The organism is Streptomyces sp. CB03234 (assembly GCF_001905885.1).
GTDB lineage: Bacteria > Actinomycetota > Actinomycetes > Streptomycetales > Streptomycetaceae > Streptomyces.
This window is the reverse complement of record NZ_LIYH01000001.1, coordinates 972,519-994,397: the sequence shown is the minus strand read 5'-3', so window position 1 is coordinate 994,397 and position 21,879 is coordinate 972,519. Positions and strand designations below refer to the sequence as shown.

The window sequence follows — 21,879 nt, the reverse complement described above, 5'->3', positions numbered from 1 at the left end:
CCTTCGTCTGTCTACGTACGGTGTGCGGTCGCCCGCCCGAGCAGGACGCAGCCCAGCACGGCCAGCACCACGGCGGCCGCCCCGGCGACGCCCGCGCCGACCAGCCGCGGGTCACCCGCCCCGGTCACCAGTGCCACCGTCTGCGCCCCGGTCGCCGCCCCGCACACCAGCGCCGCGCTGAGCACCGCCCCGAACGACTGGAGCAGCAGGGCCGCCCACAGCACCGTACCGATCAGGAGCAGTGACGCGAGCCGGATTCCGCCGATGTCCGGCGCGCCCGGCCACAGCAGTGTGCCCGTCACCGCGAGGGCCAGCAGCACCGCCAGGTAGACGGTGAGGCACAGCGCGAGCGTGGTGGCCGTGGCGCGGCGGAAGGCGCGGGAGCTGGTGGCGGCCCGCAGCCCGGCGCGGCTCTCGCTGCGGAACCGGTGCAGCAGCCACTCGGCGGGCCCCATGGACAGGGTGAGCGCCACGGCGGTGGGCCCGACGACCGAGGCCCCCGCCACCGGGGCCCCCGCCGCGGACGCCCCGGCGCCTTCGGCGAGGACGTCGCCGATCGCGGCGTACAGGACGAGCCCGCCCGTACCGAGGCCGAACAGCCCGTACGGCACGGACGCGGCGAGCCGGGGCTCGGCCCTCCCCCGCTCCCCGGCATGGCTCCTCCCGGGCCGCAGCTCCCGCCACGCGAGGACGACCGCCACGGCCAGGGAGGTGCCGAGCAGGGCCGCCCGCACCGGGTCGGGGAGGCCGACCCAGTGGGCGGCGGGCGTGCCGGCGATCAGCGGTGCCAGCGCGCCCAGCAGCGCCCGCTCCCGGTCCAGGACCAGCAGGACGGTCGCGGCGCCCAGGTACACGGCCTGACCGGCCGCGAACACGGCGCCGCCCCACTCCCCGGGCCCGGCCGCGGCCACCGCCACCAGGGCGCCGAGCAGGGCGCCAGCCGGGGCGCCGCGCAGCAGCGTGCGGGCGGCGGCGCGGCGGTCGCCCAGACCCAGCCAGGAGTAGGCGCGGTGGGACAGGGCCTGGTTCCACACCCAGCCGGTGACCGCCCCGGCGAGCAGCGGGACGGTGCCGGCGGGCAGCCCGAGCGGGCCGGGCGGGCCGGCCAGGAGCGGGGCGCCGAGCACATAGGCGAGGCCGGGCAGGGCGAAGACGAGGCCGCGCAGGAGGCACCCGCCGAGGCCGGTGTGCCACAGGTCCGTGGGCGGGCCTTCGGGTTCGGTGAAACGCCGCTCCACGCGCGCGTAGAGGTCCTCGGCGAGGGCGAAGGAGTCCTCCCGGCCGTAGGTGAGCCGTATGTGATCGTCCGTCATGCCGTCGGATTCGAGGATGGCGGCTATCTCGTCGGGGTGGACGGCGGCCGCTATCACGTCCTCCAGCCGGGTGGTCAGTTCGTCGATGGGGTCGGCGGCGGCCCAGCGGGGCCGGGGGCGGGGGACGGCGGGCAGGGTGTCGAGTCCGGCGGACTCGGCCTTCAGCCACAGGGAGCCGCTCATCAGGCCGCCTCCTCGGTGACGAGGTCGCGCCACGGGTCGGTGATCCGCAGCTGGAGGGTCCAGTCGTCGGCGTCGATCCGCTGAGGCTCCGGCTGGGGGTGTCCGGCCAGCTCCAGGTAGATGCGGCGGAAGCCGTCGACGGAGCGGCTCAGCGTGAACTGGTCGACGACCCGCTGCCGGGCCCGCCGCCCCAGTCCGGCGCGCCGCTCGTGGTCGCGCAGCAGGGTCAGCACGGCCTCGGCCATGACGGCCGGTTCGCGGGGCGGCACCACCAGTCCGGTGTCGCCGACCGCCTCCCGTACGCCGCCGACGTCGGTGGAGACGGTGGCCCGCCCGCACGACATGGCCTCGATGAGCGAGAAGGGGAACCCTTCGCTTATGGAGGAGAGCATCACCAGGTGGCCCGCCGCGTAGGCGCTCGCCACGTCGGAGACCCGGCCCTCGTAGCTGATGCCGTCGGTGACGCCGAGTTCGGCGGCGAGCTTCTCCAGCTTCGTCCGGTAGTCCTCGTTGCCGGCCGGGACGGGGCCGAACAACCGCAGCCGCAGCTCGGGGAGTTCGGCGCGGGCGATGGCGTACGCCCGGATGAGCGTCTCCAGGTCCTTGATGGGGTCGATACGGCCGCACCAGCTGAGCGTGGGCAGGGCCGGTTCGGGTCCGGCGAGGGGGAAGGCGTGCGGGTCGACGCCGTTGTAGACGGTGCGGATGCGGTCGGCGGGGGCGCCGCCGCGCTCCTCCCAGCGCCGGTTGTACTGGTTGCAGGGGGTGATGAGGTCGGCCTTGCGGTAGCCGAGGGTGTTGAGTTCCCGGTAGAACCCGAGCATCAGGGCCTTGACGGGCCAGCTCTGGGCGGCGCTGCGGTAGCCGAGGTAGCGCTCGCGCAGGTAGATGCCGTGTTCGGTGAGCAGGAACGGTACGCCGTCGAAGTGCTGGGCGGCGAGCGCGGGGAGGGTGGCCAGGCCGCTGGAGACGGCGTGGGCGACGCAGTCGTCGGGTATGCGGGCGGCGAGCGGGCGCAGCGCGTGTTCGAGGAGGTCGGTGGCGGTCAGGGCGTCGTGGACGGTGGGGCGGGCGGCCGCCGTCTTCAGGTGCGGCATGGTCCATATCCACATCAGCGAGCGGAGGACGGACTCGGAGCGGAGGGCCGCCGAGAGCCTGCCGCGCCGGGCGAGTAAGGCGAGGGCGTACAGGTTCTCGGCGAAGTCGCAGCCGGCGGACGGGTCGAGTATCGACAGCAGGAAGCGTTCGTACGTGTCGGTGAAGCGGCGCCGCTCGCGGCCGATGAGGGGCAGGGAGCGCCCCTGGGCCGGGCCCCACAGGGGGAACGAGGTGTGCCGGTAGAGGTTGGGCGGCAGCTCCCAGGTGACCGGTTCGCGGCCGCTGCCGGTCAGTGCCAGGACGTGGAAGTCGACCTCGGGCATGCCGCGGACGAGCTGGTCGCACCAGGTGCTGACGCCACCGTGGACGTGCGGATAGGTGCCTTCGGTGAGCATGGTGACGTGGCGGCCTGTGGTCGGCATCGGTTTCCCCCCGGAAGTGAGCTGGTCAGGCGGTCGGCAGCGTGAGGGTGACCGCCGACTGCAGGGTGTCGGGCGCGGTCCAGGCGGAGCGCGCGCCGGCGTACGGGGTGCCGAACGCCGTCGTACCGATCAGCTGCTGCTTGCGGGTCCCCTCGGGTGCGGTGACGGGCGCGGTCACTCCGGCAGGCGCCTTGACGGTGACGGTGGTGCCGATGCGGTACGCGGTGACCTTGCCGGCCGCTAGGGCCTTGTCCCAGGCGGCGCGGCGGGCCAGTTCCGTACCGGCGTCGCGGTGGCGGGGGTTGATGAGCGGGGTGTTGTCGGCGAACAGGGCGCGGTAGTCGGCGAGGACCTTGTCGAGGACGGGGTAGAGGAGGCGTTCCTCGGCGAGGTTGGACTGGTGGACGTAGTGCGGGCGGGGGTCGTTGGCGATGACGTGGCCGAGGGCGATACGGGCCTCCTGCGGCACGATGTACGAGGTGTACCCGGTGGTGACGTCGAGCGGCTCGTCGAGGCAGGTGGAGGCGGGGTCGGTCTCGCAGACGCCGCTGCCGCCGTCCTCCTTGGAGGTGTAGATCCAGTTGTACTCGTCGGTCATCTCGGCGGCGGTGCCGACGTTGTAGTACACGTTCACCGGGTGGCGCGGGACGGTGTTCGCGGCGCCGACGGGTCGCTGCCGGGGCTCGCGGGAGTTGTCGCTCGCGATCCACTTCACGCCGGTGTCGGCGAGGGCGCCGGCGAGGTTCGGGTTGTCGGCGGGCTGCTGCGGGAGGGTCCTGAGGCCGGAGTGCTCGCCGGTGACCAGTTCGGTGCGGTCGACGGCGATGCCCCGGTTCACGGCCCAGGTGTGGTTGTCGCGGATCTGGGCGGCGATCTCGGCGCGGCTCATCCAGCGGGTGTTCCCGTACGCGTCCTTGGCGCAGGTCCACGGGACGGTGGAGGTGTCCTGGACGCAGCCGAGGAACGGGTGCGTGTAGGTGTGGTTGACCCAGCGGTACTGGGCGCGGTCGGCCAGCAGCCGGGCGGTGAGCGGGTCGCTGCCGCCGTTCTGGGCCTTCCACTCCTCGCCGGAGCCCGCGTTGTAGACCATGTCGAGGGTGAAGCCGGCGGAGCGCTGCCACTGGGCGGCGTACTCGGCGTCGGCCGCGGTCATCCGGATCGGCTCGGTGCCCTCACCGTCGCCGTCGGCGCAGTCGAAGTCGCCGGGCGTGCAGTTGCGTTCGGTGTCCCAGCGGGCGTCGGGGGCGAAGACGTCGTCGACGTGGACGGACAGGTAGTTGCGGTTCTGCCCGAGGTGGACGCCTCCCGTCAGCCACTCCACGATGCCGCGGGCCAGGGCCCGGAACTGCCGCTGGTGCTGGTTGTAGGCGAAGGTGACGACCAGTTCGCGCCGGCCGTCGCGGGCGTACTCCCCGATGAGGCCGGCGCGGCCGCCGTCCTCGGTGGGGACGTCGAGGTAGCTGGTGAAGCCCTCGCGAGGCCGGCCGGCGTACCCGTAACTCTCGGCGATGTCCGGGTCGTTGTCCTCGAAGGTGACCGGCCCGTCCAGGTACCGGAAGGGGCCCGCCTTCCCGGCGGGGGTGAGCTCGGCGCGGACCCCGTCCATGACGCCGGAGCGGCCGCCTTCACTGGTGTAGTCGAGGCCGACGCCCGGGTGGGCCCAGGTGTGGGCGTCCACCTGGGGGATGGCGTACGCGCGTTCGTACGCGGTGAGGGCGGCCCGCTCCGCGGCCGCCAGGCCCCCCGGCGCCTCGTCCGGCAGCACCACGCCCTGGTACTTGGCGCGGGGCCGCCCGTCGACCGTGTCGGCGAGGAACGCGGCGTCGATGACGGGGCGTGCCGGGTCGGTGAGGCGGACCGTGCGGTACGGGACGCCGGAGCCGCTCAGTTCGGAGGTGATCGCCCCGACCGCGCCGCCGCCGTCGTCCACGACCAGCACCGTGAGGTCGATCCGCGGCGCGAGCGGGGCCGCCGCGGCCGGAGCGGCCGGAACGGCCGTGGCGAGCAGGGCCGTGGCGAGCAGCGTCACGGCCGGCAGCGCCCCCGCCGCTCTGCCGCCCCGGAGTCCGAATGTGTGCATATGCCTTCCCCCCTTGTGGGTCCTCCGCGCGCATGCGGGCACTGGGAGGATCTGTGGAGATGATGCAAAGCGGTACGTTGCTCCCTTGCGCAATTGCAGGGAGTGTGACGCAGCTCTCATCGGTTGACGTAGCAAACGTTGAGGAGACGCCACGGATGAGTGAATTGCCGCCGCCGTGAGCGAAACGGGACGGCAAGCGTAGGCTCGTTCCCGGTGTTTCCCGGGCGCGACTTACGATGCCGCAGGACCCGGTCGTCCCACCCCTCGACCGCCTCAGAACTCAATCGGAAGCGAGATTTCACCACCGTGACTGCTCTCACTCTCAGCACCGCCGGCGCGGCGACACTGCGCGCCGACGCTCTCGTCGTCGGCGTCGCCAAGAGCCCGGGGGGCGGCAAGGGACTCGTTGTCGCAGCGGGCGCCGAGGCCGTGGACAAGGCGTTCGGCGGAAAGCTCGCCACCGTCCTGGAGACCCTCGGTGCCTCGGGTGCCGAGGGTGAGGTGACCAAGCTGCCCTCGCCGTCCGGGCTGAAGGCCCCGGTCGTGCTCGCGGTGGGGCTCGGCACGGCACCGGAGAAGGACGAGGCGTACGACGCCGAGGCGCTGCGCCGTGCCGCCGGCTGCGCGGCCCGCGCGCTGAGCGGTACGAAGAAGGCCGCGTTCGCCCTGCCGATCGAGGCGGTGGAGGACGCCGAGGCGATCGCGGAGGGCGCGCTGCTGGGCGCGTACGCCTTCACCGCCTACCGGTCCGCCACGGACGGCGAGGCGGGCGGCAACGCCAAGGCCCCGCTCGCCGAGGTGGCGCTGCTGGGCGCCAAGCCGCGCGACAAGGCGTACAAGGCGGGGGCCGAGCGCGCGATCGCGCTGGCCGAGGAGATCAACCGCGCCCGCGACCTGGTCAACACCCCGCCGAACGACCTCTACCCCGAGTCCTTCGCGGCCATCGCCACCGCGGCCGGCAAGGAGCACGGCATCAAGGTGCAGGTCCTCGACGAGAAGGCGCTCGTCAAGGGCGGGTACGGCGGCATCCTGGGCGTCGGCCAGGGCTCGGAGCACGGTCCGCGCCTGGTGAAGCTCGCGTACACGCACCCCAAGGCGGAGAAGACCCTGGCCCTGGTCGGCAAGGGCATCACGTACGACTCGGGCGGCATCTCCCTGAAGCCGGCCGGCCACAACGAGACGATGAAGTGCGACATGAGCGGCGCGGCCGCGGTGTTCGCCGCCGTCGTCACGGCCGCCCGCCTGGGCCTGCGGGTGAACGTCACCGGCTGGCTGGCGCTCGCCGAGAACATGCCGTCCGGTTCCGCCGTCCGCCCCGGTGACGTGCTGCGCATGTACAGCGGCAAGACCGTCGAGGTGCTGAACACCGACGCGGAGGGCCGGCTGGTCCTCGCCGACGCGCTCACCCGCGCCTCGGAGGAGAACCCGGACGCGATCGTCGACGTGGCGACGCTCACCGGCGCGATGGTGCTGGCGCTGGGCAACCGCACCTTCGGCATCATGGCCAACGACGACGCCTTCCGCACCTCGATCCACGAGATCGCGGAGGAGGTCGGCGAGCAGTCCTGGCCGATGCCGCTCCCGGCGGACCTGCGCAAGGGCATGGACTCCCCGACCGCCGACATCGCCAACATGGGCGAGCGGATGGGCGGCGGCCTGGTGGCCGGCCTGTTCCTGAAGGAGTTCGTCGGCGAGGGCATCGCCTGGGCCCACCTGGACATCGCGGGCCCGGCCTACAACGAGGGCGGCCCCTTCGGCTACACCCCGAAGGGCGGCACGGGCTCGGCGGTCCGCACCCTGGTGAGGCTCGCGGAGCGCACGGCGGCCGGGGATCTCGGCTGATCCACGCGTGAGACCCGCGGCCCCGGACGGACGATCCGGGGCCGTGGGCTTTCGCCGGGACCACGACGGAATCCGTACCTTCGTACGCACCGCGGGTCCGCCGGGACGGACGATCCGCCGTCTCACACCCCGGCCCCGCGTCCCGCGCTCCGGCAACAAGTGCGAAGATGGGTTCTCGGCAGGACAGGGCCCCCACCACAGGGCCGAAGAAACAGCGGCCGAACACCAGCCGCCGCCCGGTCGCCCGCGACCGGCGACCGGCGCACATGCATGGAGGACGTGACGTGGCGAACGACGCCAGCACCGTTTTCGACCTAGTGATCCTCGGCGGTGGCAGTGGCGGGTACGCCGCGGCCCTGCGGGGTGCGCAGCTGGGCCTGGACGTCGCACTGATCGAGAAGAACAAGCTCGGCGGCACCTGCCTGCACAACGGATGCATTCCCACCAAGGCCCTGCTCCACGCCGGTGAGATCGCGGACCAGGCCCGCGAGGCGGACCAGTTCGGCGTCCTCGCCTCCTTCGAGGGCATCGACATCAAGGCCGTCCACAAGTACAAGGACGACGTGATCTCGGGCCTCTACAAGGGCCTGCAGGGTCTGGTCGCCTCCCGCAAGGTGACCTACATCGAGGGCGAGGGCCGGCTGTCCTCCCCCACCTCCGTCGACGTGAACGGCCGGCGGGTCGAGGGCCGGCACGTCCTCCTCGCCACCGGTTCCGTACCGAAGTCCCTCCCGGGCCTGGAGATCGACGGCAACCGCATCATCTCCTCGGACCACGCGCTGACCCTGGACCGGGTCCCGGAGTCCGCGATCATCCTGGGCGGCGGCGTCATCGGCGTCGAGTTCGCCTCCGCGTGGAAGTCCTTCGGCACGGACGTCACGATCGTCGAGGGCCTGAAGCACCTCGTCCCGGCCGAGGACGAGAACAGCTCGAAGCTTCTTGAGCGCGCCTTCCGCAAGCGCGGCATCAAGTTCAACCTCGGTACGTTCTTCCAGAGCGCCGAGTACACCGACAACGGGGTCAAGGTCACCCTGGCGGACGGCAAGACCTTCGAGGCCGAGGTGCTGCTCGTCGCCATCGGCCGCGGCCCGGTCTCGGCCGGTCTCGGGTACGAGGAGCAGGGCGTCGCGATGGACCGCGGCTACGTCCTCGTCGACGAGTACATGCGCACGAACGTGCCGACCGTCTCGGCCGTGGGCGACCTCGTCCCGACCCTCCAGCTCGCGCACGTCGGCTTCGCCGAGGGCATCCTGGTGGCGGAGCGTCTGGCCGGTCTGAAGACCGTTCCGATCGACTACGACGGCGTGCCCCGGGTGACGTACTGCCACCCCGAGGTCGCCTCCGTCGGCATCACCGAGGCCAAGGCCAAGGAGATCTACGGCGCGGACAAGGTCGTCGCCCTGAAGTACAACCTCGCGGGCAACGGCAAGAGCAAGATCCTCAAGACCGCGGGCGAGATCAAGCTCGTCCAGGTCAAGGACGGTGCCGTGGTCGGCGTCCACATGGTCGGTGACCGCATGGGCGAGCAGGTCGGCGAAGCGCAGCTGATCTACAACTGGGAGGCGCTGCCGGCCGAGGTCGCGCAGCTCATCCACGCCCACCCGACGCAGAACGAGGCGCTCGGCGAGGCCCACCTGGCGCTGGCCGGCAAGCCCCTCCACTCCCACGACTGACGCCTTCAGTCCGGGCGCGACGACCACTTTCCGCAATTCGTTAGGAGCAACCGAAACCATGTCGGTTTCCGTAACCCTGCCGGCGCTCGGCGAGAGCGTCACCGAGGGCACTGTCACCCGCTGGCTGAAGGCCGAGGGCGAGCGCGTCGAGGCCGACGAGCCGCTGCTGGAGGTGTCGACGGACAAGGTCGACACCGAGATCCCGGCCCCGGCTTCCGGTGTCCTGGCCTCCATCAAGGTCGCCGAGGACGAGACCGTCGAGGTCGGCGCCGAACTGGCCGTCATCGACGACGGCACGGGCGCCCCGGCCGAGGCTCCGGCTCCGGCCGCCGCCGAGGCCCAGGCCGCTCCGGCTCCGGCGCAGGAGGCCCCGGCGCAGGAGGCCCCGGCCCCGCAGGCCGCCCCCTCCACCGAGGCCGAGGCCCCCGCCCCCGCCCCGACCGCCGAGGCCGCCGCCGGCGGTGGTTCGGCCGAGGGCACCGACGTCGTCCTGCCCGCGCTGGGCGAGTCGGTCACCGAGGGCACCGTCACCCGCTGGCTGAAGGAGGTCGGCGAGGAGGTCACGGAGGACGAGCCGCTGCTCGAGGTCTCCACGGACAAGGTCGACACCGAGATCCCGGCCCCGGCTTCCGGTGTGCTGCTGGAGATCGTGGTCGGCGAGGACGAGACGGCCGAGGTCGGCGCCAAGCTGGCCGTCATCGGTGCCCCGGGTGCCGCTCCGGCCGCCCAGGCCCCCGCCGCTGCCCCGGCCCCCGCCGCCGAGGCCCCGGCCCCGGCTCAGGAAGCCCCGGCGCCCGCTCCGGCCCCGGCGGCGCCCGCCGCTCCGGCGCCCGCTCCGGCCCCGGTGCAGCCCGCGCCCGCCGCCGCTGCTCCGGCTCCGGCCGCTCCGGCTCCGGCTCCGGCCGCCCCCGCCCCGGCGGCTCCCGTAACCCCCGCTCCCGCCCCCGCCGCCGCACAGTCGGCGGAGGACGGCGCGTACGTGACCCCGCTGGTCCGCAAGCTCGCCGCCGAGAACGGTGTCGACCTGGCGTCCGTCAAGGGCACCGGCGTCGGTGGCCGTATCCGCAAGCAGGACGTCATCGCCGCCGCCGAGGCCGCGAAGGCCGCCGCCGCTGCCCCGGCCCCCGCCGCCCCGGCCGCCGCTGCCGCCCCGAAGGCTCCGGCCCTGGAGGCGTCCCCGCTGCGCGGCCAGACGGTCAAGATGACCCGGATGCGCAAGGTCATCGGCGACAACATGATGAAGGCGCTGCACTCGCAGGCCCAGCTGACCTCGGTCGTCGAGGTCGACATCACCAAGCTGATGAAGCTGCGGGGCCGCGCCAAGGACGCGTTCGCCGCCCGCGAGGGCGTCAAGCTCTCCCCGATGCCGTTCTTCGTGAAGGCGGCGGCCCAGGCGCTGAAGGCCCACCCGGTCATCAACGCCCGGATCAACGAGGACGAGGGCACGATCACGTACTTCGACTCGGAGAACATCGGCATCGCCGTGGACGCCGAGAAGGGTCTGATGACCCCGGTCATCAAGGGCGCGGGCGACCTGAACATCGCCGGTATCGCCAAGAAGACCGCCGAGCTGGCCGGCAAGGCCCGTGGCGGCGGCCTCACCCCGGACGACATGTCCGGCGCCACCTTCACGATCAGCAACACCGGCTCGCGCGGTGCGCTGTTCGACACGGTCATCGTGCCGCCGAACCAGGTCGCCATCCTGGGCATCGGTGCCACCGTCAAGCGCCCGGTGGTCATCAACCACCCGGACCTGGGCGAGACCATCGCGGTGCGCGACATGACGTACCTGTCGCTCTCCTACGACCACCGTCTGGTGGACGGTGCCGACGCGGCCCGTTACCTGACGGCCGTCAAGGCGATCCTGGAGGCGGGCGAGTTCGAGGTCGACCTCGGCCTGTGAGTCTCTGAGGCGTACGACAGCGGCGCCCCCGGCCGGAGCACATCCGGCCGGGGGCGCCGTCGCGTGACGGGCGTCTCCCGCACGGGGCAGCCGTACGGGCTGACCGGGCGGAATAATGGCGATCGACCGCCGCAGCAGCGAAGGAGCCCCCATGACCCCGCCCGTCGTCCACTCGCTGCGCGAGCAGATCCGCGAGCACATCGTGGAGGGCATCGTCAGCGGCCGCTGGAAGCCGGGGGAGCGGATCGTCGAGCGGCGCATCGCCACCGAGCTGGCGGTCAGCCAGACGCCCGTACGTGAGGCGCTGCGGGAGCTGGAGAGCCTCCGGCTGATCGAGTCGGCGCCCAACAAGGGCGTACGGGTGCGCAACCTCACCGCGGCGGACCTGGAGGAGAGCTATCCGGTGCGGGCCGGTCTGGAGCAGATCGCCGCCGAGCTGGCGGCGGACCGGCTCGGTGAGGACTGCTCGGCCCTGGAGCCGCACGTGGCGGCGCTGTACGAGGCGGACGCGCGGGCGGACGGTACGGCGCAGGTGCGGCACACGGTGGGCTTCCACCGGGAGCTGGTGCGGGCCGCCCACAACAGCGTGCTGCTGCACACCTGGGAGGGCCTCGGTATCGAGGTCTTCACGGCACTGTCGATCCGCTGGCTCGGCACCGTACAGAAGTCGTACGCGGAGGAGCACGAGGAGCTCGTGCAGGCCTTCCGCCGCCGCGATCCCCGGATCGGGGTCCTGGTGAAGGAACACGTCCTCGGCTGCGCCCCGCGCGCCTAGGTGTGCGCCGGGGCGCACGCCCCCCGCTCATCGGGCGCCAGGTGCGCTCATTCGGCGTCCCCACCTGCGAAAACAAGGCACCGGGTGCCCATTTTTGTGGCACCGAATGCCGACTTTGGGCTCTGGGGAAAGATTTTTGGCTCAACACTTTGATCGATCATCGATCACGGTCGTACAGTCGTCCGCGGACTTCAACAGAGGTCCCCTCGCCCTGTCCTGCCAAGACCAAGGGCTCCACACCCCTTCGACTCCGGAAGGCGGCGACTATGACCGACCCCACCCGCATCCAGCCGAGCGAGCTCGACCAGCTGCCGGACCGCGACCCCGAGGAGACCGCCGAGTGGCAGGCGTCCCTCGACGCCGTCGCCAAGGCCGCCGGGCCGCACCGCGCCGCGTACCTGATGCGACGCACCCTGGAGCGCGCCGAGGGCGCCGGTCTGGCGCTGCCCAAGCTGCTCGAAACCGACTACGTCAACACCATCCCCACCGCCGCTGAGGCCGGCTACGGCTTCGACGGCGACGAGGAGATGGAAGCGAAGATCACCGCCTGGAACCGCTGGAACGCGGCCGCCATGGTCTCCCGCGGCTCCAAGTACGGCGTCGGCGGCCACATCGCCACCTTCGCCTCCGCCGCCTGGCTCTACGAGACCGGCTTCAACCACTTCTTCCGCGGCAAGGAGCAGGACGGCTCCGGCGACCAGCTCTACATCCAGGGCCACGCCTCCCCCGGCATCTACGCCCGCGCCTTCCTCGACGGACGGCTGAACGCGCAGCAGCTGGACAACTTCCGCCAGGAGTCGGGCGGCAACGGCCTGCCGTCCTACCCGCACCCGCGCCGCCTGCCCTGGCTGTGGGAGTTCCCGACGGTGTCGATGGGCCTCGGCCCGCTGTCGGCGATCTACCAGGCGCGGTTCAACCGCTACCTGACCAACCGGAACATCAAGGACGTCTCGAACTCCCACGTGTGGGCGTTCCTCGGCGACGGCGAGATGGACGAGCCCGAGTCGACGGCGGCCCTCGCGCTCGCCGCCCGTGAGGAGCTCGACAACCTCACCTTCGTCATCAACTGCAACCTCCAGCGCCTCGACGGCCCGGTCCGCGCCAACTTCAAGATCGTGCAGGAGCTGGAGGCCCAGTTCCGCGGCGCCGGCTGGAACGTCGTGAAGTCGCTGTGGGGCAACGCCTGGGACGAGCTGTTCCAGCTCGACACCACCGGCGCGCTCGTACGCCGGCTGCGCGAGGTACCGGACGCGCAGATCCAGACGTACCAGACGCGTGACGCCGCCTACATCCGCGAGGACTTCTTCGGCAAGGACCCCGCCCTCGTCGAGATGGGCAGGCTGCTCTCCGACGACAAGATCATCGAGTGCTTCCAGTACTCCCGCGGCGGCCACGAGCCCCGCAAGGTGTACGCCGCGTACAAGGCGGCCCTGGAGCACAAGGGCGCCCCGACCGTGATCCTCGCGCAGACGGTGAAGGGCTTCACCCTCGGCAAGGGCTTCGAGTCCAAGAACGCCAACCACCAGATGAAGAAGCTGTCGGTGGAGGAGTTCAAGGACATGCGGGACCTGCTGGGCCTGCCGATCCCGGACTCCGCCTTCGTCGACGGCCAGGTGCCCTACGGCCACCCCGGCGCCGACTCCCCCGAGGTCCGCTACCTCCAGGAGCGCCGCGCGGCGCTCGGCGGCCCCGCCCCGGCGCGCCGCATGCACGCCCTGGACCCGCTGCCGGCGCCGGCCGACAAGACGTTCGCCGCGTTCGACAAGGGCTCCGGCCAGCAGTCGGTCGCGACGACCATGGCCTTCGTCCGCCTGATGAAGGACCTGATCCGCGACAATCAGACCGGCAAGCGCTGGGTCCCGATCGTCCCGGACGAGGCCCGCACCTTCGGTATGGAGTCGCTGTTCCCCTCGCTCGGCATCTACTCGCCGAAGGGCCAGACGTACGAGCCGGTCGACCGCGACCAGCTGATGTACTACCGCGAGGCCAAGGACGGCCAGATCCTCAACGAGGGCATCACCGAGGCCGGCTCGATGGCCGACTTCATCGCCGCGTCGACCGCGTACTCCACGCACGGCGAGCAGATGATCCCCTTCTACATCTTCTACTCGATGTTCGGCTGGCAGCGGACGGCCGACCAGATGTGGCAGCTCGGTGACCAGCTCGGCCGTGGCTTCCTCGTCGGCGCCACCGCCGGCCGCACCACGCTGACCGGTGAGGGCCTCCAGCACGCCGACGGCCACTCCCCCGTCATCGCGGCGACCAACCCGGCGGCGCTGACGTACGACCCGGCGTTCGCCTACGAGGTCGCGGCGATCGTCAAGGACGGTCTGCGCCGGATGTACGGCGAGACCGCGCCGGGCGAGGACCCGAACGTCTTTTACTACCTGACCGTCTACAACGAGCCGATGCCGCAGCCGGCCAAGCCGGAGGGCGTGGACGAGGGCATCATCAAGGGCCTGTACCGGTTCAAGGAGGGCACGCCCGTCACGGCCGACGCGCCGCGCATCCAGCTGCTGTCCTCCGGTACGGCGATCCACTGGGCGCTGAAGGCCCAGGAGCTGCTGGCCGCCGAGTGGGGCGTGACCGCCGACGTGTGGTCCGCGACCTCCTGGACCGAGCTGCGGCGCGACGCGCTGGAGGCCGACGCGGCCCTGCTGCGCGGCGAGGAGCGGGTGCCGTACGTCCGCCAGGTGCTGGCCGACGCGCCGGGCCCGGTGCTCGCGGTCACCGACTACATGCGCCAGGTCCCCGACCAGATCGCGCAGTGGGTCGAGCAGGACTACAGCTCGCTCGGCGCCGACGGCTTCGGCCTGTCGGACACGCGCGAGGCGGCCCGCCGCCACTTCGGCGTGGACGCCGAGTCGGTCGTGGTCGCGGCGCTGGCGCAGCTGGCCAAGCGCGGTGAGGTCCCGGCCTCCGTGGTGAAGGACGCGCGCGAGCGCTACGGCCTGTAAGGCCGGTGGTGTTGGGAGGCCCCCCGCTTGGGCGGGGGGCCTCCTGCATCATGTGGACATGCGCGCTGCCCGGCTGATCAAGATGGTGCTCCTGCTCCAGTCCCGGCCGTCCATGACGGCCGCCGAGCTGGCGCGTGAGCTGGAGGTGTCGGAGCGGACCATCACGCGGGACGCGCTGGCCCTGTCGGAGGCCGGGGTGCCGGTGTACGCGGACCGGGGCCGGGCGGGCGGCTACCGGCTCATCGGCGGCTACCGGACGCGGCTGACGGGCCTCGCGCGCAGCGAGGCGGAGGCGCTGTTCCTGTCCGGGGTGCCGGGCGCGCTGCGCGAGATGGGCCTGGACGACGCGGCGTCGGCGGCCCGGCTGAAGGTGTCGGCCGCGCTGATGCCGTCGCTGCGGGACGCGCCGGTGGTGGCGTCCCAGCGGTTCCACCTGGACGCCCCGGGCTGGTACCAGGAGCCGGAGACGCCGGAACTGCTGCCGGCGATCGCGGAGGCGGTGTGGGACGACCGGCTGGTGTCGGTGCGCTATCGCCGCGGAGACGCGGAGGTGGAACGGGAGCTGGCCCCGTACGGCCTCGTCCTCAAGGCGGGCGTCTGGTACCTGTGCGCCCGCGCCGGGGAGTCGTTCCGCGTCTACCGGGTGGACCGGTTCACGGCTGTCGCGCTCGGCGACGAGCGGTTCGTACGGGACGAGGAGTTCGACCTGCCGGGGTTCTGGGAGGAGCGGGCGGCCGAGTTCGCCCGCTCCCTCCTGCGTACGGAGGTGGTGGTCCGGCTGACGGAGGCCGGCGCGCGCCGCCTGCCGTACGTGACGGACCGGTCAGCCGCCCGCGAGGCGCTTCGGGCGGCCGGTCCGCCGGACGCGGAGGGCCGGGTGACGGTGACCCTGCCGGTGGAGTCGGACGAGGTCGCCTACAGCCAGCTCCTCCCACTCGGGCCCGAGGCGGAGGTGCTGGAGCCGGAACCGCTGCGGGCGCTGTTCGCGGAGGCGGCGGACCGGATGGCCCGGCTCTACCGGTAGTCGTCGGCGGTCGCCTTCTTCCCGCCGTGGACGACGTCGAGGAAGTAGCCCCAGGCGTCGGGCTGCGAGCCGTCGGTGTCGGTGAAGCCGTACTCCTTGGCGAGCTGCCCGCTGGAGAGGGACTGGCCGTTCCAGCGGTGGCGGCCGGGATCGGCGGCGAGCGCGGCGACCGCCCGGCCGACGTAGACCGGGGATTCGGCGATCGCGAAGTGCGGGTCCTTCTTCGTCCCGTCGCGCCAGTTGTCCTCCCGTACGCCGAAGGCGTCGAGCATCTCCTCCGAGCGCAGGAACCCGGGGGTGACCGCGACCGCCGTGCCGCCCACGCCCTTCAGGTCCTCGGCGAGGGCGAAGGCCATGCGGATGGGGCTGGTCTTGGCGAGGTCGTAGTAGAAGTTCTCGCGGAAGCGGGTGGTGTTGTACTCGGCCGTTCCGTCGGTCATCTCCACGACCAGGCCGCCCGGGTGGCGCACGAGCAGCGGCAGCGCGCAGCTGCTGGTGATGGCGTGGCTGCGGATCCCGAGGTCCAGCATGCGCAGTCCGGCCTCCAGGTCCGTGTCCCACATCGCGACGCCGAACTTCAGCAGGTGGTCGCCGCCCCAGAGGCTGTTGACGAGGACGTCGAGCCGTCCGCGCTCCTCGTCGATGCGGGCGACCAGCGCGTGGACCTGGTCCGGTACGAGGTGGTCGGTGGGGACGGCGATGCCCTCGCCGCCCGCCGCGGTGACGAGTTCGGCGGTCTCCTCGATGGTCTCGGCCGGCCGGCCGACCTCGCTGACGCGGGTGCGGGTGGTGCGGCCGGTGACGTACACGGTGGCTCCGGCGGCGCCGAGCTGGACGGCGATGGCGCGGCCGGCGCCGCGCGTGGCGCCGGCGACGAGGGCGGTCGTGCCGGCGAGGGGCATGCTGCGGGTCTTGGCGTTCGTCATACGACCACCATGCCCGTCATATAAGACATCCTCTGTCCGGTTTCATTTTGGCCGCTCCGCGTGCACTGTCACCCCTGACCCAGGATGCTTGTCCCGTGATGGACGAGACGGAGTTCTGGGAGATCATCGACACGACCCGCGAGGCCGCCGAGGGCGACCCCGAGGACCACGCCGAGCTACTCGTCGAGCGGCTGCTGCAGCTCGATCCGGACTCCGTGCTGGACTTCGCCCGGCACTTCGAGGCCCGCTACAACCGCGCGTACACCTGGGACCTGTGGGGCGCGGCCGCCGTGCTGCTGGGCGGCGCGAGCGACGACGCGTTCGACTACTTCCGCTGCTGGCTGATCGGGCAGGGGCGGGAGGTGTTCGAGGGGGCGGTGCACGACCCGGACTCGCTCGCCGAGCTGCTGGAGGACTTCGACGAGGAGATCGACGGGGACGGCGAGGAGCTGGGGTACGCGGCGGACGAGGCGTACGAGCAGCTGACCGGCACCGTCGCGCCGGACCTCGGCATCCCGCCGCAGGCCCCGGAGCCGGAGGGCACGCCGTTCGACTTCGACGACGACGCGGCGCTGGAGGAGCGCTTTCCGCGGCTCTGGGACCGTTTCGGGGTGTGACGCCGCTCGTTCAGAGGCTGCGGCCCATGAAGACGTCGTCGACGTACCGCCCGTCCAGGTAGAACTCCCCCGGCAGTACGCCCTCAACGACGAACCCCTCCGACGCGTAGAGGGTGCGGGCCGGCTTGTTGTGGCCCAGCACGCGCAGGGTGATGCGGGTGGCGCCCTGGCGGGCGGCCTCGTCGAACGCCGCGCGCAGCAGGGCCCGCGCGAGGCCCCGGCCGCGCGCCCGGTCGGCGACGGCCAGGCCCTGGATCTGCCGCACATGCGCGTTGCAGGCGAGGCGCGTGGGAGGCACGAGCCGTATGTATCCGGCCGGCCGGCCGCCGTCCTCCGCCACCAAGTAGTCCTGCGGGCCGTGGTCGGAGTCGAAGAACGGGTCGTACGGCGGCTGCGGCTTCGGCGCGACGGCGTGCAGCGGCGACCAGGTGTCGCGGTCGATCTCCGCCAGGGCGGGGCCGTCCTCGGGGCGTGCCGGACGTATGAGCGGGGTGGTCATGACCGACACTGTGCCACGGGGCAGGATAGGCCCATGAAACGTTCTGGTATCGCTCGGATCGCGGTCACCGGCTCGACCGGTCTCATCGGTACGGCCCTGGTCCGCTCACTGCGGTCCGACGGACACGAGGTGGTCCGGCTGGTGCGGCGCCCCGCGCAGTCCGGTGACGAGGTCGAGTGGGACCCCAAGCGGCAGTACGTGGACGCGGCGGGGCTGGTCGGCTGCGACGCCGTCGTCCACCTCGCGGGCGCGGGCGTCGGCGAGCGCCGCTGGAACGAGGCGTACAAGAAGGAGATCCGGGACAGCCGGGTGCTCGGCACGGCGGCGATCGCGGAGGCCGTCGCCTCCCTGGACACCCCGCCGAAGGTCCTGCTGTGCGGGACGGCGCTCGGCTACTACGGCGACACCGGGTCGCGCGCGGTGGACGAGACGGCTCCGGCCGGGGACGGTTTCCTGCCGTCGGTGTGCGTCGAGTGGGAGGAGGCCGCGGCGGCCGCGGAGGAGGCGGGCATCCGTGTCGCGTACGCCCGCACCGGGCTGGTCGTGGCGCGCGAGGGCGGCGCGTGGGGGCGGCTGTTCCCGCTGTTCCGCGCGGGGCTGGGCGGCCGCCTGGGCAACGGCGAGCAGTACTGGAGCTTCATCTCCCTGCACGACGAGGTGGCCGCCCTGCGCCACATCCTCGACACCGAGTCGCTGGCCGGCCCGGTGAACCTCACCGCCCCCGACCCGGTCACCAACCGCGAGGTCACCGCCGCCATGGGCCGCGTCCTGCGCCGCCCCGCCTTCCTGCACGTCCCGGCCCCGGCGCTGCGGATCGCGCTGGGCGACTTCGCCTCCGACGTCCTGGGCAGCCAACGCGTCCTCCCGGCCCGCCTCCTGAACTCCGGCTTCCGCTTCGCCTTCCCCACGATCGACACGGCCATCGCCTCCGCGAGGTGAGCCCCCCGGCCGTGCCTCGCCCCCGCCCCGGGGCGGTCGCCCCCCCCGGCGGGGTGAGCCCCGCAGCCGGTCTCCGCCCCGGCGGGGTGAGCCCCGGGGGCGGCGAGCGCGCGCGTGCCTAGGCCCGCCCCGGGAGCGCCCTTTGGGGGTAGCCGTGCGCGCACGCGTGCCGTTGGGGCCGCTCCGGGGATCGTGCCCCGGGCTCTCCTTCGCAAGCTCAGTCGTTTTACGCCCAGAACACGACCCACTGCGCGTCCCCCTTCGTGGCGGGCCGGAAGGCACCGGGCGCCTCGCGGCCGGCCTTGCGCAGCGGCCCGTCCGGCGCGAAGTGGCCGCGTCCGGGGGAGTGGGGGCCTCAGCCCCCGTGCAACCGAGCCTGTCCCGTCAGGGGTTCGGGGCTTGCCCCGGCTCCGCGCGGCGCGAAGCAGCCGCGTACCGGGGTGTGGGGGCGTCAGCCCCCGTCAGGGGCCCGGGGGCGGAGCCACCGGTTTCGGGAGCCGCCCGCGGCGGGGCGTGCGACCCCGTGCTTCGGTGACCCCCCGCACGCGCGTCTGACCCGCCCCGCCACTCGCTCATACGCTCGTAGCCCGAACGCGGGTATTCCACCGCCCTGTTAAGGGCATGAGCCCCCCACGCACCCCCACGCACCGAACCGCCACCCCGGGGAGGACACGTGCTCAAGCACGCACGCCACGCGGACGTCGTCATCGTAGGAGCCGGAATCGCGGGACTTGCCGCGGCTCATCAGCTGACCAGTGCGGGAGTGACCGTCAGCGTCCTGGAAGCCGCCCCTCACATCGGCGGCCGCATGGCCACCGAGCACATCGACGGGTTCCGGCTCGACCGGATCGGGCAGTTGCTCAGCACCTCGTACCCCGGCCTCGGCGGCGCCGATCTGCGGCTCTTCCAGCCGGGTGTCCTGGTGCACAGCGGCGGCAGGCTGCACCGCACCGGTGAGGTCGGCAGGGCCGCCCGGTGGGCCAGGGCGCGCGCCCTGGCGAGTGCGCCGCGTCCGCTGGACCAGGCCCGGCTCGGCGCGGCCCTGGCGCGGCTCGCCGCGACCGGGGACGCCCGGCTGCTGGCCCGCCCCGAGCGGCCGGCGCTGGACGCGCTCGCGGGCCGCGGCCTGCCGGCGCGTACCGTCAGCGGGTTCGTCCGCCCGCTGCTGTCGGCGCTGCTGTGCGACCCGGACCTGACCACGTCCAGCCGCTGCGCCGACCTCGCGCTGCGCGACTACGCGCGCGGCCGGCTGTGCGTGCCGGCGGGCGGCGCGGCCACGCTCCCGGAACGGCTGGCGGCGACGCTGCCGCCCGGCACGGTGAAGACCGGCGTCCACGTCAAGGACGCGTCGATCAACAAGGTCGTCACCGCCGAGCACGGCGGGCTGAGCTGCCGTTCCCTGGTCGTGGCGACCGGTGCCCGCGCGGCCGCCGAGCTGCTTCCGGGGCTTCGCGTACCGCCCTTCCATCCCGTCACGGTCCTGCACCACACCGCGCCCGCCACCCCGCTGCCGGACGCGGCGCTCGTCCTGGACGGCGACCGCACCGGCCCGGTGTCGCACTCCGCCGTGATGAGCGAGGTCGACCCCTCGCGTGCTCCGCACGGCCGCGTACTGATCAGCTCGACGGTCCTGGGCGCCCCGCCGGACCGGCTCGACCAGCGGGTCAGGACGCAGCTGGCCGCCCTGTACGGCACGGGCACCGACGGCTGGGAGCTGCTGGCCGTCCACCACGACCCGGAGGCCGTCCCGGCGATGCCGCCGCCGCACGACCCGCAGCGGCCGGTACGGCTGCTGGACGGGCTGTACGTGTGCGGCGACCACCGCGACACGAGCACCGTGCAGGGCGCGTACCGGTCGGGCCGCCGCGCCGCGGACGCGGTCCTCCGTGACCTCGGTGTTCCGACCGTGTGCGAGGCGCCCCCGCTGCGAGCCGCCGCCTAGCCGATGGCGCCGACCCGGTCCCGATAGTTCCGTACCGCACTCGCGTCCCGGTAGGGCTCCAGTCGACGCTCGAAGTCCCGGACGTAGTCCACCGCGCGCGCCGAGCGCATTTCGGAGGCCTGCTGTGCGGCCTCCGCGCCCAGGGCGCACGCCTGGTCCAGTTCTCCGAGGCCCAGGCGGGCGGTGGCGAGCACGATGCGGCAGAAGAGGCGGCTGCGGGCGAAGGCGGGCGCGCGCAGCTGGAGGGAGCGTTCCGCGTGCTGCGCGGCGGCCCGGTACTGCTGGAGGTCGCGGTGGCAGTGGCCGAAGTCGTCGGCGAGCTGCGCCTCGTCGAAGAACCGGGCCCAGTAGGGCACGTCGTCGCCGGGCCGGGCGGCGTCCAGTGCCCGCTCGGCCCGTACGAGGGAGGACGTGCACGCCCGCACCTCGCCGAGGACCGCGTGCCCGCGCGCCTCGACGGAGTGCAGCATCGCCTGGACGACGGGTGGCGCGGACGCGCCGACGCCCTGCTGGGCGACGCGCGCCAGTTGCACGGCCTCGCGCCCGTGGCCGAGGTAGACGGCCTGGCGGCTCATGGTGATCAGTACGTAGGAGCCGTAGGCGCGGTCACCGGCGGCCTGCGAGAGCCGCAGCGCCTGTACGAAGTACCGCTGGGCGAGGCCGTGGGCGGCGATGTCGTACGAGGTCCAGCCGGCCAGCCGGGTCAGGTCGGCGGCCGCGGCGAACAGCCGGCGCCCGACCGACTCGCCGTACACGCCGCGCAGCATCGGCTCGGCCTCGTGCTCCAGGTACCGGACGAGGGCCTGGCGGGCGTGCCCGCCGCCGTAGGCGTGGTCGAGGGTGCGGAACAGCTCGCCGACCGAGCGGAGCGCGGCGATGTCGCCGCCGGTGACGCGCTGGCCGGGCCCGCGGTCGGTGGAGCGCTGGCGCGGTACGGAGGCGGGGGCCCGGCCCTGGGCGGGGACGCGGGCCTCCGGGGGCGAGGAGGCGGGTTCGCCGCGGCTCACGCGCTCGTCGGCGCGGCCGATCAGCCAGTCGCGGCTGGGGACGACGAGCCCCGCCGGGGTGAAGGCGATCTTGCGGAGCTCGGCATGGCTGCCGGAGTCCTTGCGCCACAGCCCGCTGACGATGTCGACGGCCTCCTCGGGCGTGGCCGCGAATTCGAGCCCGGCGTACACCGGCGCGCACGCGTCCAGGCCCAGGTCCTGGGCGGACAGCCGTCGCCCCAGGCGGCGGGTGAAGACCTCGGCGATCAGCGCGGGCGTCGTGCCGCGCGGCTGCTGCCCGCGCAGCCAGCGGGTCACCGATGTCTTGTCGTACCGCAGGTCGAGGCCGTGTTCGAGACCCAGTTGGTCGACGCGTCTGGCCAGGCCGGCGTTGGAGAACCCGGCTTCGGCGATGAGGGCGGCGAGCTGGCGGTTGGGGGTGCGCTGCGGGGGGCGATCCGTCATCAGCTGTGCGGTCTCCTGCCTTGCCTTCTGGGCCGGGGTGCAGACCCCCTTGGAACGGCGCGAATTTAACCGCCCGTGACGCCCGGACCGCCACCTTCGCCCCAGATTCATCCGATCGTGTGAGGATTAGGGGCGCCGCTGACGGCCGTCGGCGGGGTACGCCGGGGGACGCACCTGCCCGTCCGGGATCCCCGGCGCCGCCGTACAGTGGCGTGGGGCGCGAACAGGTTCTAGG

15 protein-coding genes are annotated in these 21,879 nt (G+C 73.0%); 9 read left to right on the top strand and 6 right to left on the bottom strand.

Annotation, left to right across the window (positions count from 1 at the left end):
• Positions 1-11: 11 nt before the first annotated feature.
• From AMK26_RS04465 to AMK26_RS04455, 3 genes are read right to left on the bottom strand one after another with little or no spacing between them, the layout of a single operon-like run.
• A complete protein-coding gene (locus tag AMK26_RS04465; protein WP_073752076.1) occupies positions 12-1,496 on the bottom strand; it encodes a hypothetical protein in 1,485 nt (494 codons plus the stop codon).
• The gene (gene pelF / locus AMK26_RS04460) at positions 1,496-3,016 is read right to left on the bottom strand and encodes a GT4 family glycosyltransferase PelF (protein WP_073752075.1); all 1,521 of its coding nucleotides are present in this window, start codon (positions 3,014-3,016) and stop codon (positions 1,496-1,498) included. Before pelF ends, AMK26_RS04465 begins: the two co-directional genes overlap by 1 nt.
• A 25-nt stretch (positions 3,017-3,041) precedes the next feature.
• Entirely contained in the window at positions 3,042-5,096 is a 2,055-nt protein-coding gene (locus AMK26_RS04455; RefSeq protein ID WP_073752074.1) for a hypothetical protein, read from the bottom strand.
• A 306-nt stretch (positions 5,097-5,402) separates the two neighbouring features.
• Between AMK26_RS04455 and AMK26_RS04450 the strand changes: the two genes are divergently transcribed.
• From AMK26_RS04450 to AMK26_RS04425, 6 genes are all read left to right on the top strand, one after another.
• On the top strand, positions 5,403-6,938 hold the full coding sequence (locus AMK26_RS04450) for a leucyl aminopeptidase (protein ID WP_073752073.1): 1,536 nt from the start codon (positions 5,403-5,405) through the stop codon (positions 6,936-6,938).
• Positions 6,939-7,222: 284 nt separating this feature from the next.
• On the top strand, positions 7,223-8,611 hold the full coding sequence (gene lpdA, locus AMK26_RS04445; RefSeq protein WP_073752072.1) for a dihydrolipoyl dehydrogenase: 1,389 nt from the start codon (positions 7,223-7,225) through the stop codon (positions 8,609-8,611).
• 58 nt (positions 8,612-8,669) lie between these two features.
• Positions 8,670-10,514 (top strand): 2-oxoglutarate dehydrogenase, E2 component, dihydrolipoamide succinyltransferase, encoded by a 1,845-nt coding sequence (gene sucB, locus AMK26_RS04440; protein WP_073752071.1) that lies wholly within the window; start codon positions 8,670-8,672, stop codon positions 10,512-10,514.
• Between the two features lie 151 nt (positions 10,515-10,665).
• Entirely contained in the window at positions 10,666-11,289 is a 624-nt protein-coding gene (locus AMK26_RS04435; RefSeq protein WP_073752070.1) for a GntR family transcriptional regulator, read from the top strand.
• A gap of 266 nt (positions 11,290-11,555) precedes the next feature.
• Entirely contained in the window at positions 11,556-14,246 is a 2,691-nt protein-coding gene (gene aceE / locus AMK26_RS04430; protein WP_073752069.1) for a pyruvate dehydrogenase (acetyl-transferring), homodimeric type, read from the top strand.
• A gap of 58 nt (positions 14,247-14,304) precedes the next feature.
• Positions 14,305-15,270: a helix-turn-helix transcriptional regulator gene (locus AMK26_RS04425; RefSeq protein WP_073752068.1), complete on the top strand. Its 966-nt coding sequence runs from the start codon at positions 14,305-14,307 to the stop codon at positions 15,268-15,270.
• On the opposite strand, the gene AMK26_RS04420 is transcribed toward AMK26_RS04425, so the two are convergent.
• Positions 15,261-16,196 (bottom strand): SDR family oxidoreductase, encoded by a 936-nt coding sequence (locus tag AMK26_RS04420; RefSeq protein ID WP_073752067.1) that lies wholly within the window; start codon positions 16,194-16,196, stop codon positions 15,261-15,263. The genes AMK26_RS04425 and AMK26_RS04420 overlap by 10 nt on opposite strands.
• A 98-nt stretch (positions 16,197-16,294) precedes the next feature.
• Here AMK26_RS04420 and AMK26_RS04415 point away from each other — a divergent pair, with 98 nt between their 5' ends.
• On the top strand, positions 16,295-16,813 hold the full coding sequence (locus tag AMK26_RS04415; protein ID WP_073752066.1) for a DUF4240 domain-containing protein: 519 nt from the start codon (positions 16,295-16,297) through the stop codon (positions 16,811-16,813).
• Between the two features lie 10 nt (positions 16,814-16,823).
• Here AMK26_RS04415 and AMK26_RS04410 read toward each other — a convergent pair whose 3' ends face one another.
• Entirely contained in the window at positions 16,824-17,312 is a 489-nt protein-coding gene (locus AMK26_RS04410; RefSeq protein WP_073752065.1) for a GNAT family N-acetyltransferase, read from the bottom strand.
• Between the two features lie 33 nt (positions 17,313-17,345).
• Between AMK26_RS04410 and AMK26_RS04405 the strand changes: the two genes are divergently transcribed.
• A complete protein-coding gene (locus tag AMK26_RS04405) occupies positions 17,346-18,251 on the top strand; it encodes a TIGR01777 family oxidoreductase (RefSeq protein ID WP_073752064.1) in 906 nt (301 codons plus the stop codon).
• A gap of 673 nt (positions 18,252-18,924) precedes the next feature.
• Positions 18,925-20,193 (top strand): NAD(P)/FAD-dependent oxidoreductase, encoded by a 1,269-nt coding sequence (locus AMK26_RS04400; RefSeq protein ID WP_073752063.1) that lies wholly within the window; start codon positions 18,925-18,927, stop codon positions 20,191-20,193.
• On the opposite strand, the gene AMK26_RS04395 is transcribed toward AMK26_RS04400, so the two are convergent.
• Positions 20,190-21,644 (bottom strand): regulator, encoded by a 1,455-nt coding sequence (locus AMK26_RS04395; RefSeq protein WP_073752062.1) that lies wholly within the window; start codon positions 21,642-21,644, stop codon positions 20,190-20,192. The genes AMK26_RS04400 and AMK26_RS04395 overlap by 4 nt on opposite strands.
• Between the last annotated feature and the right edge of the window lie 235 nt (positions 21,645-21,879).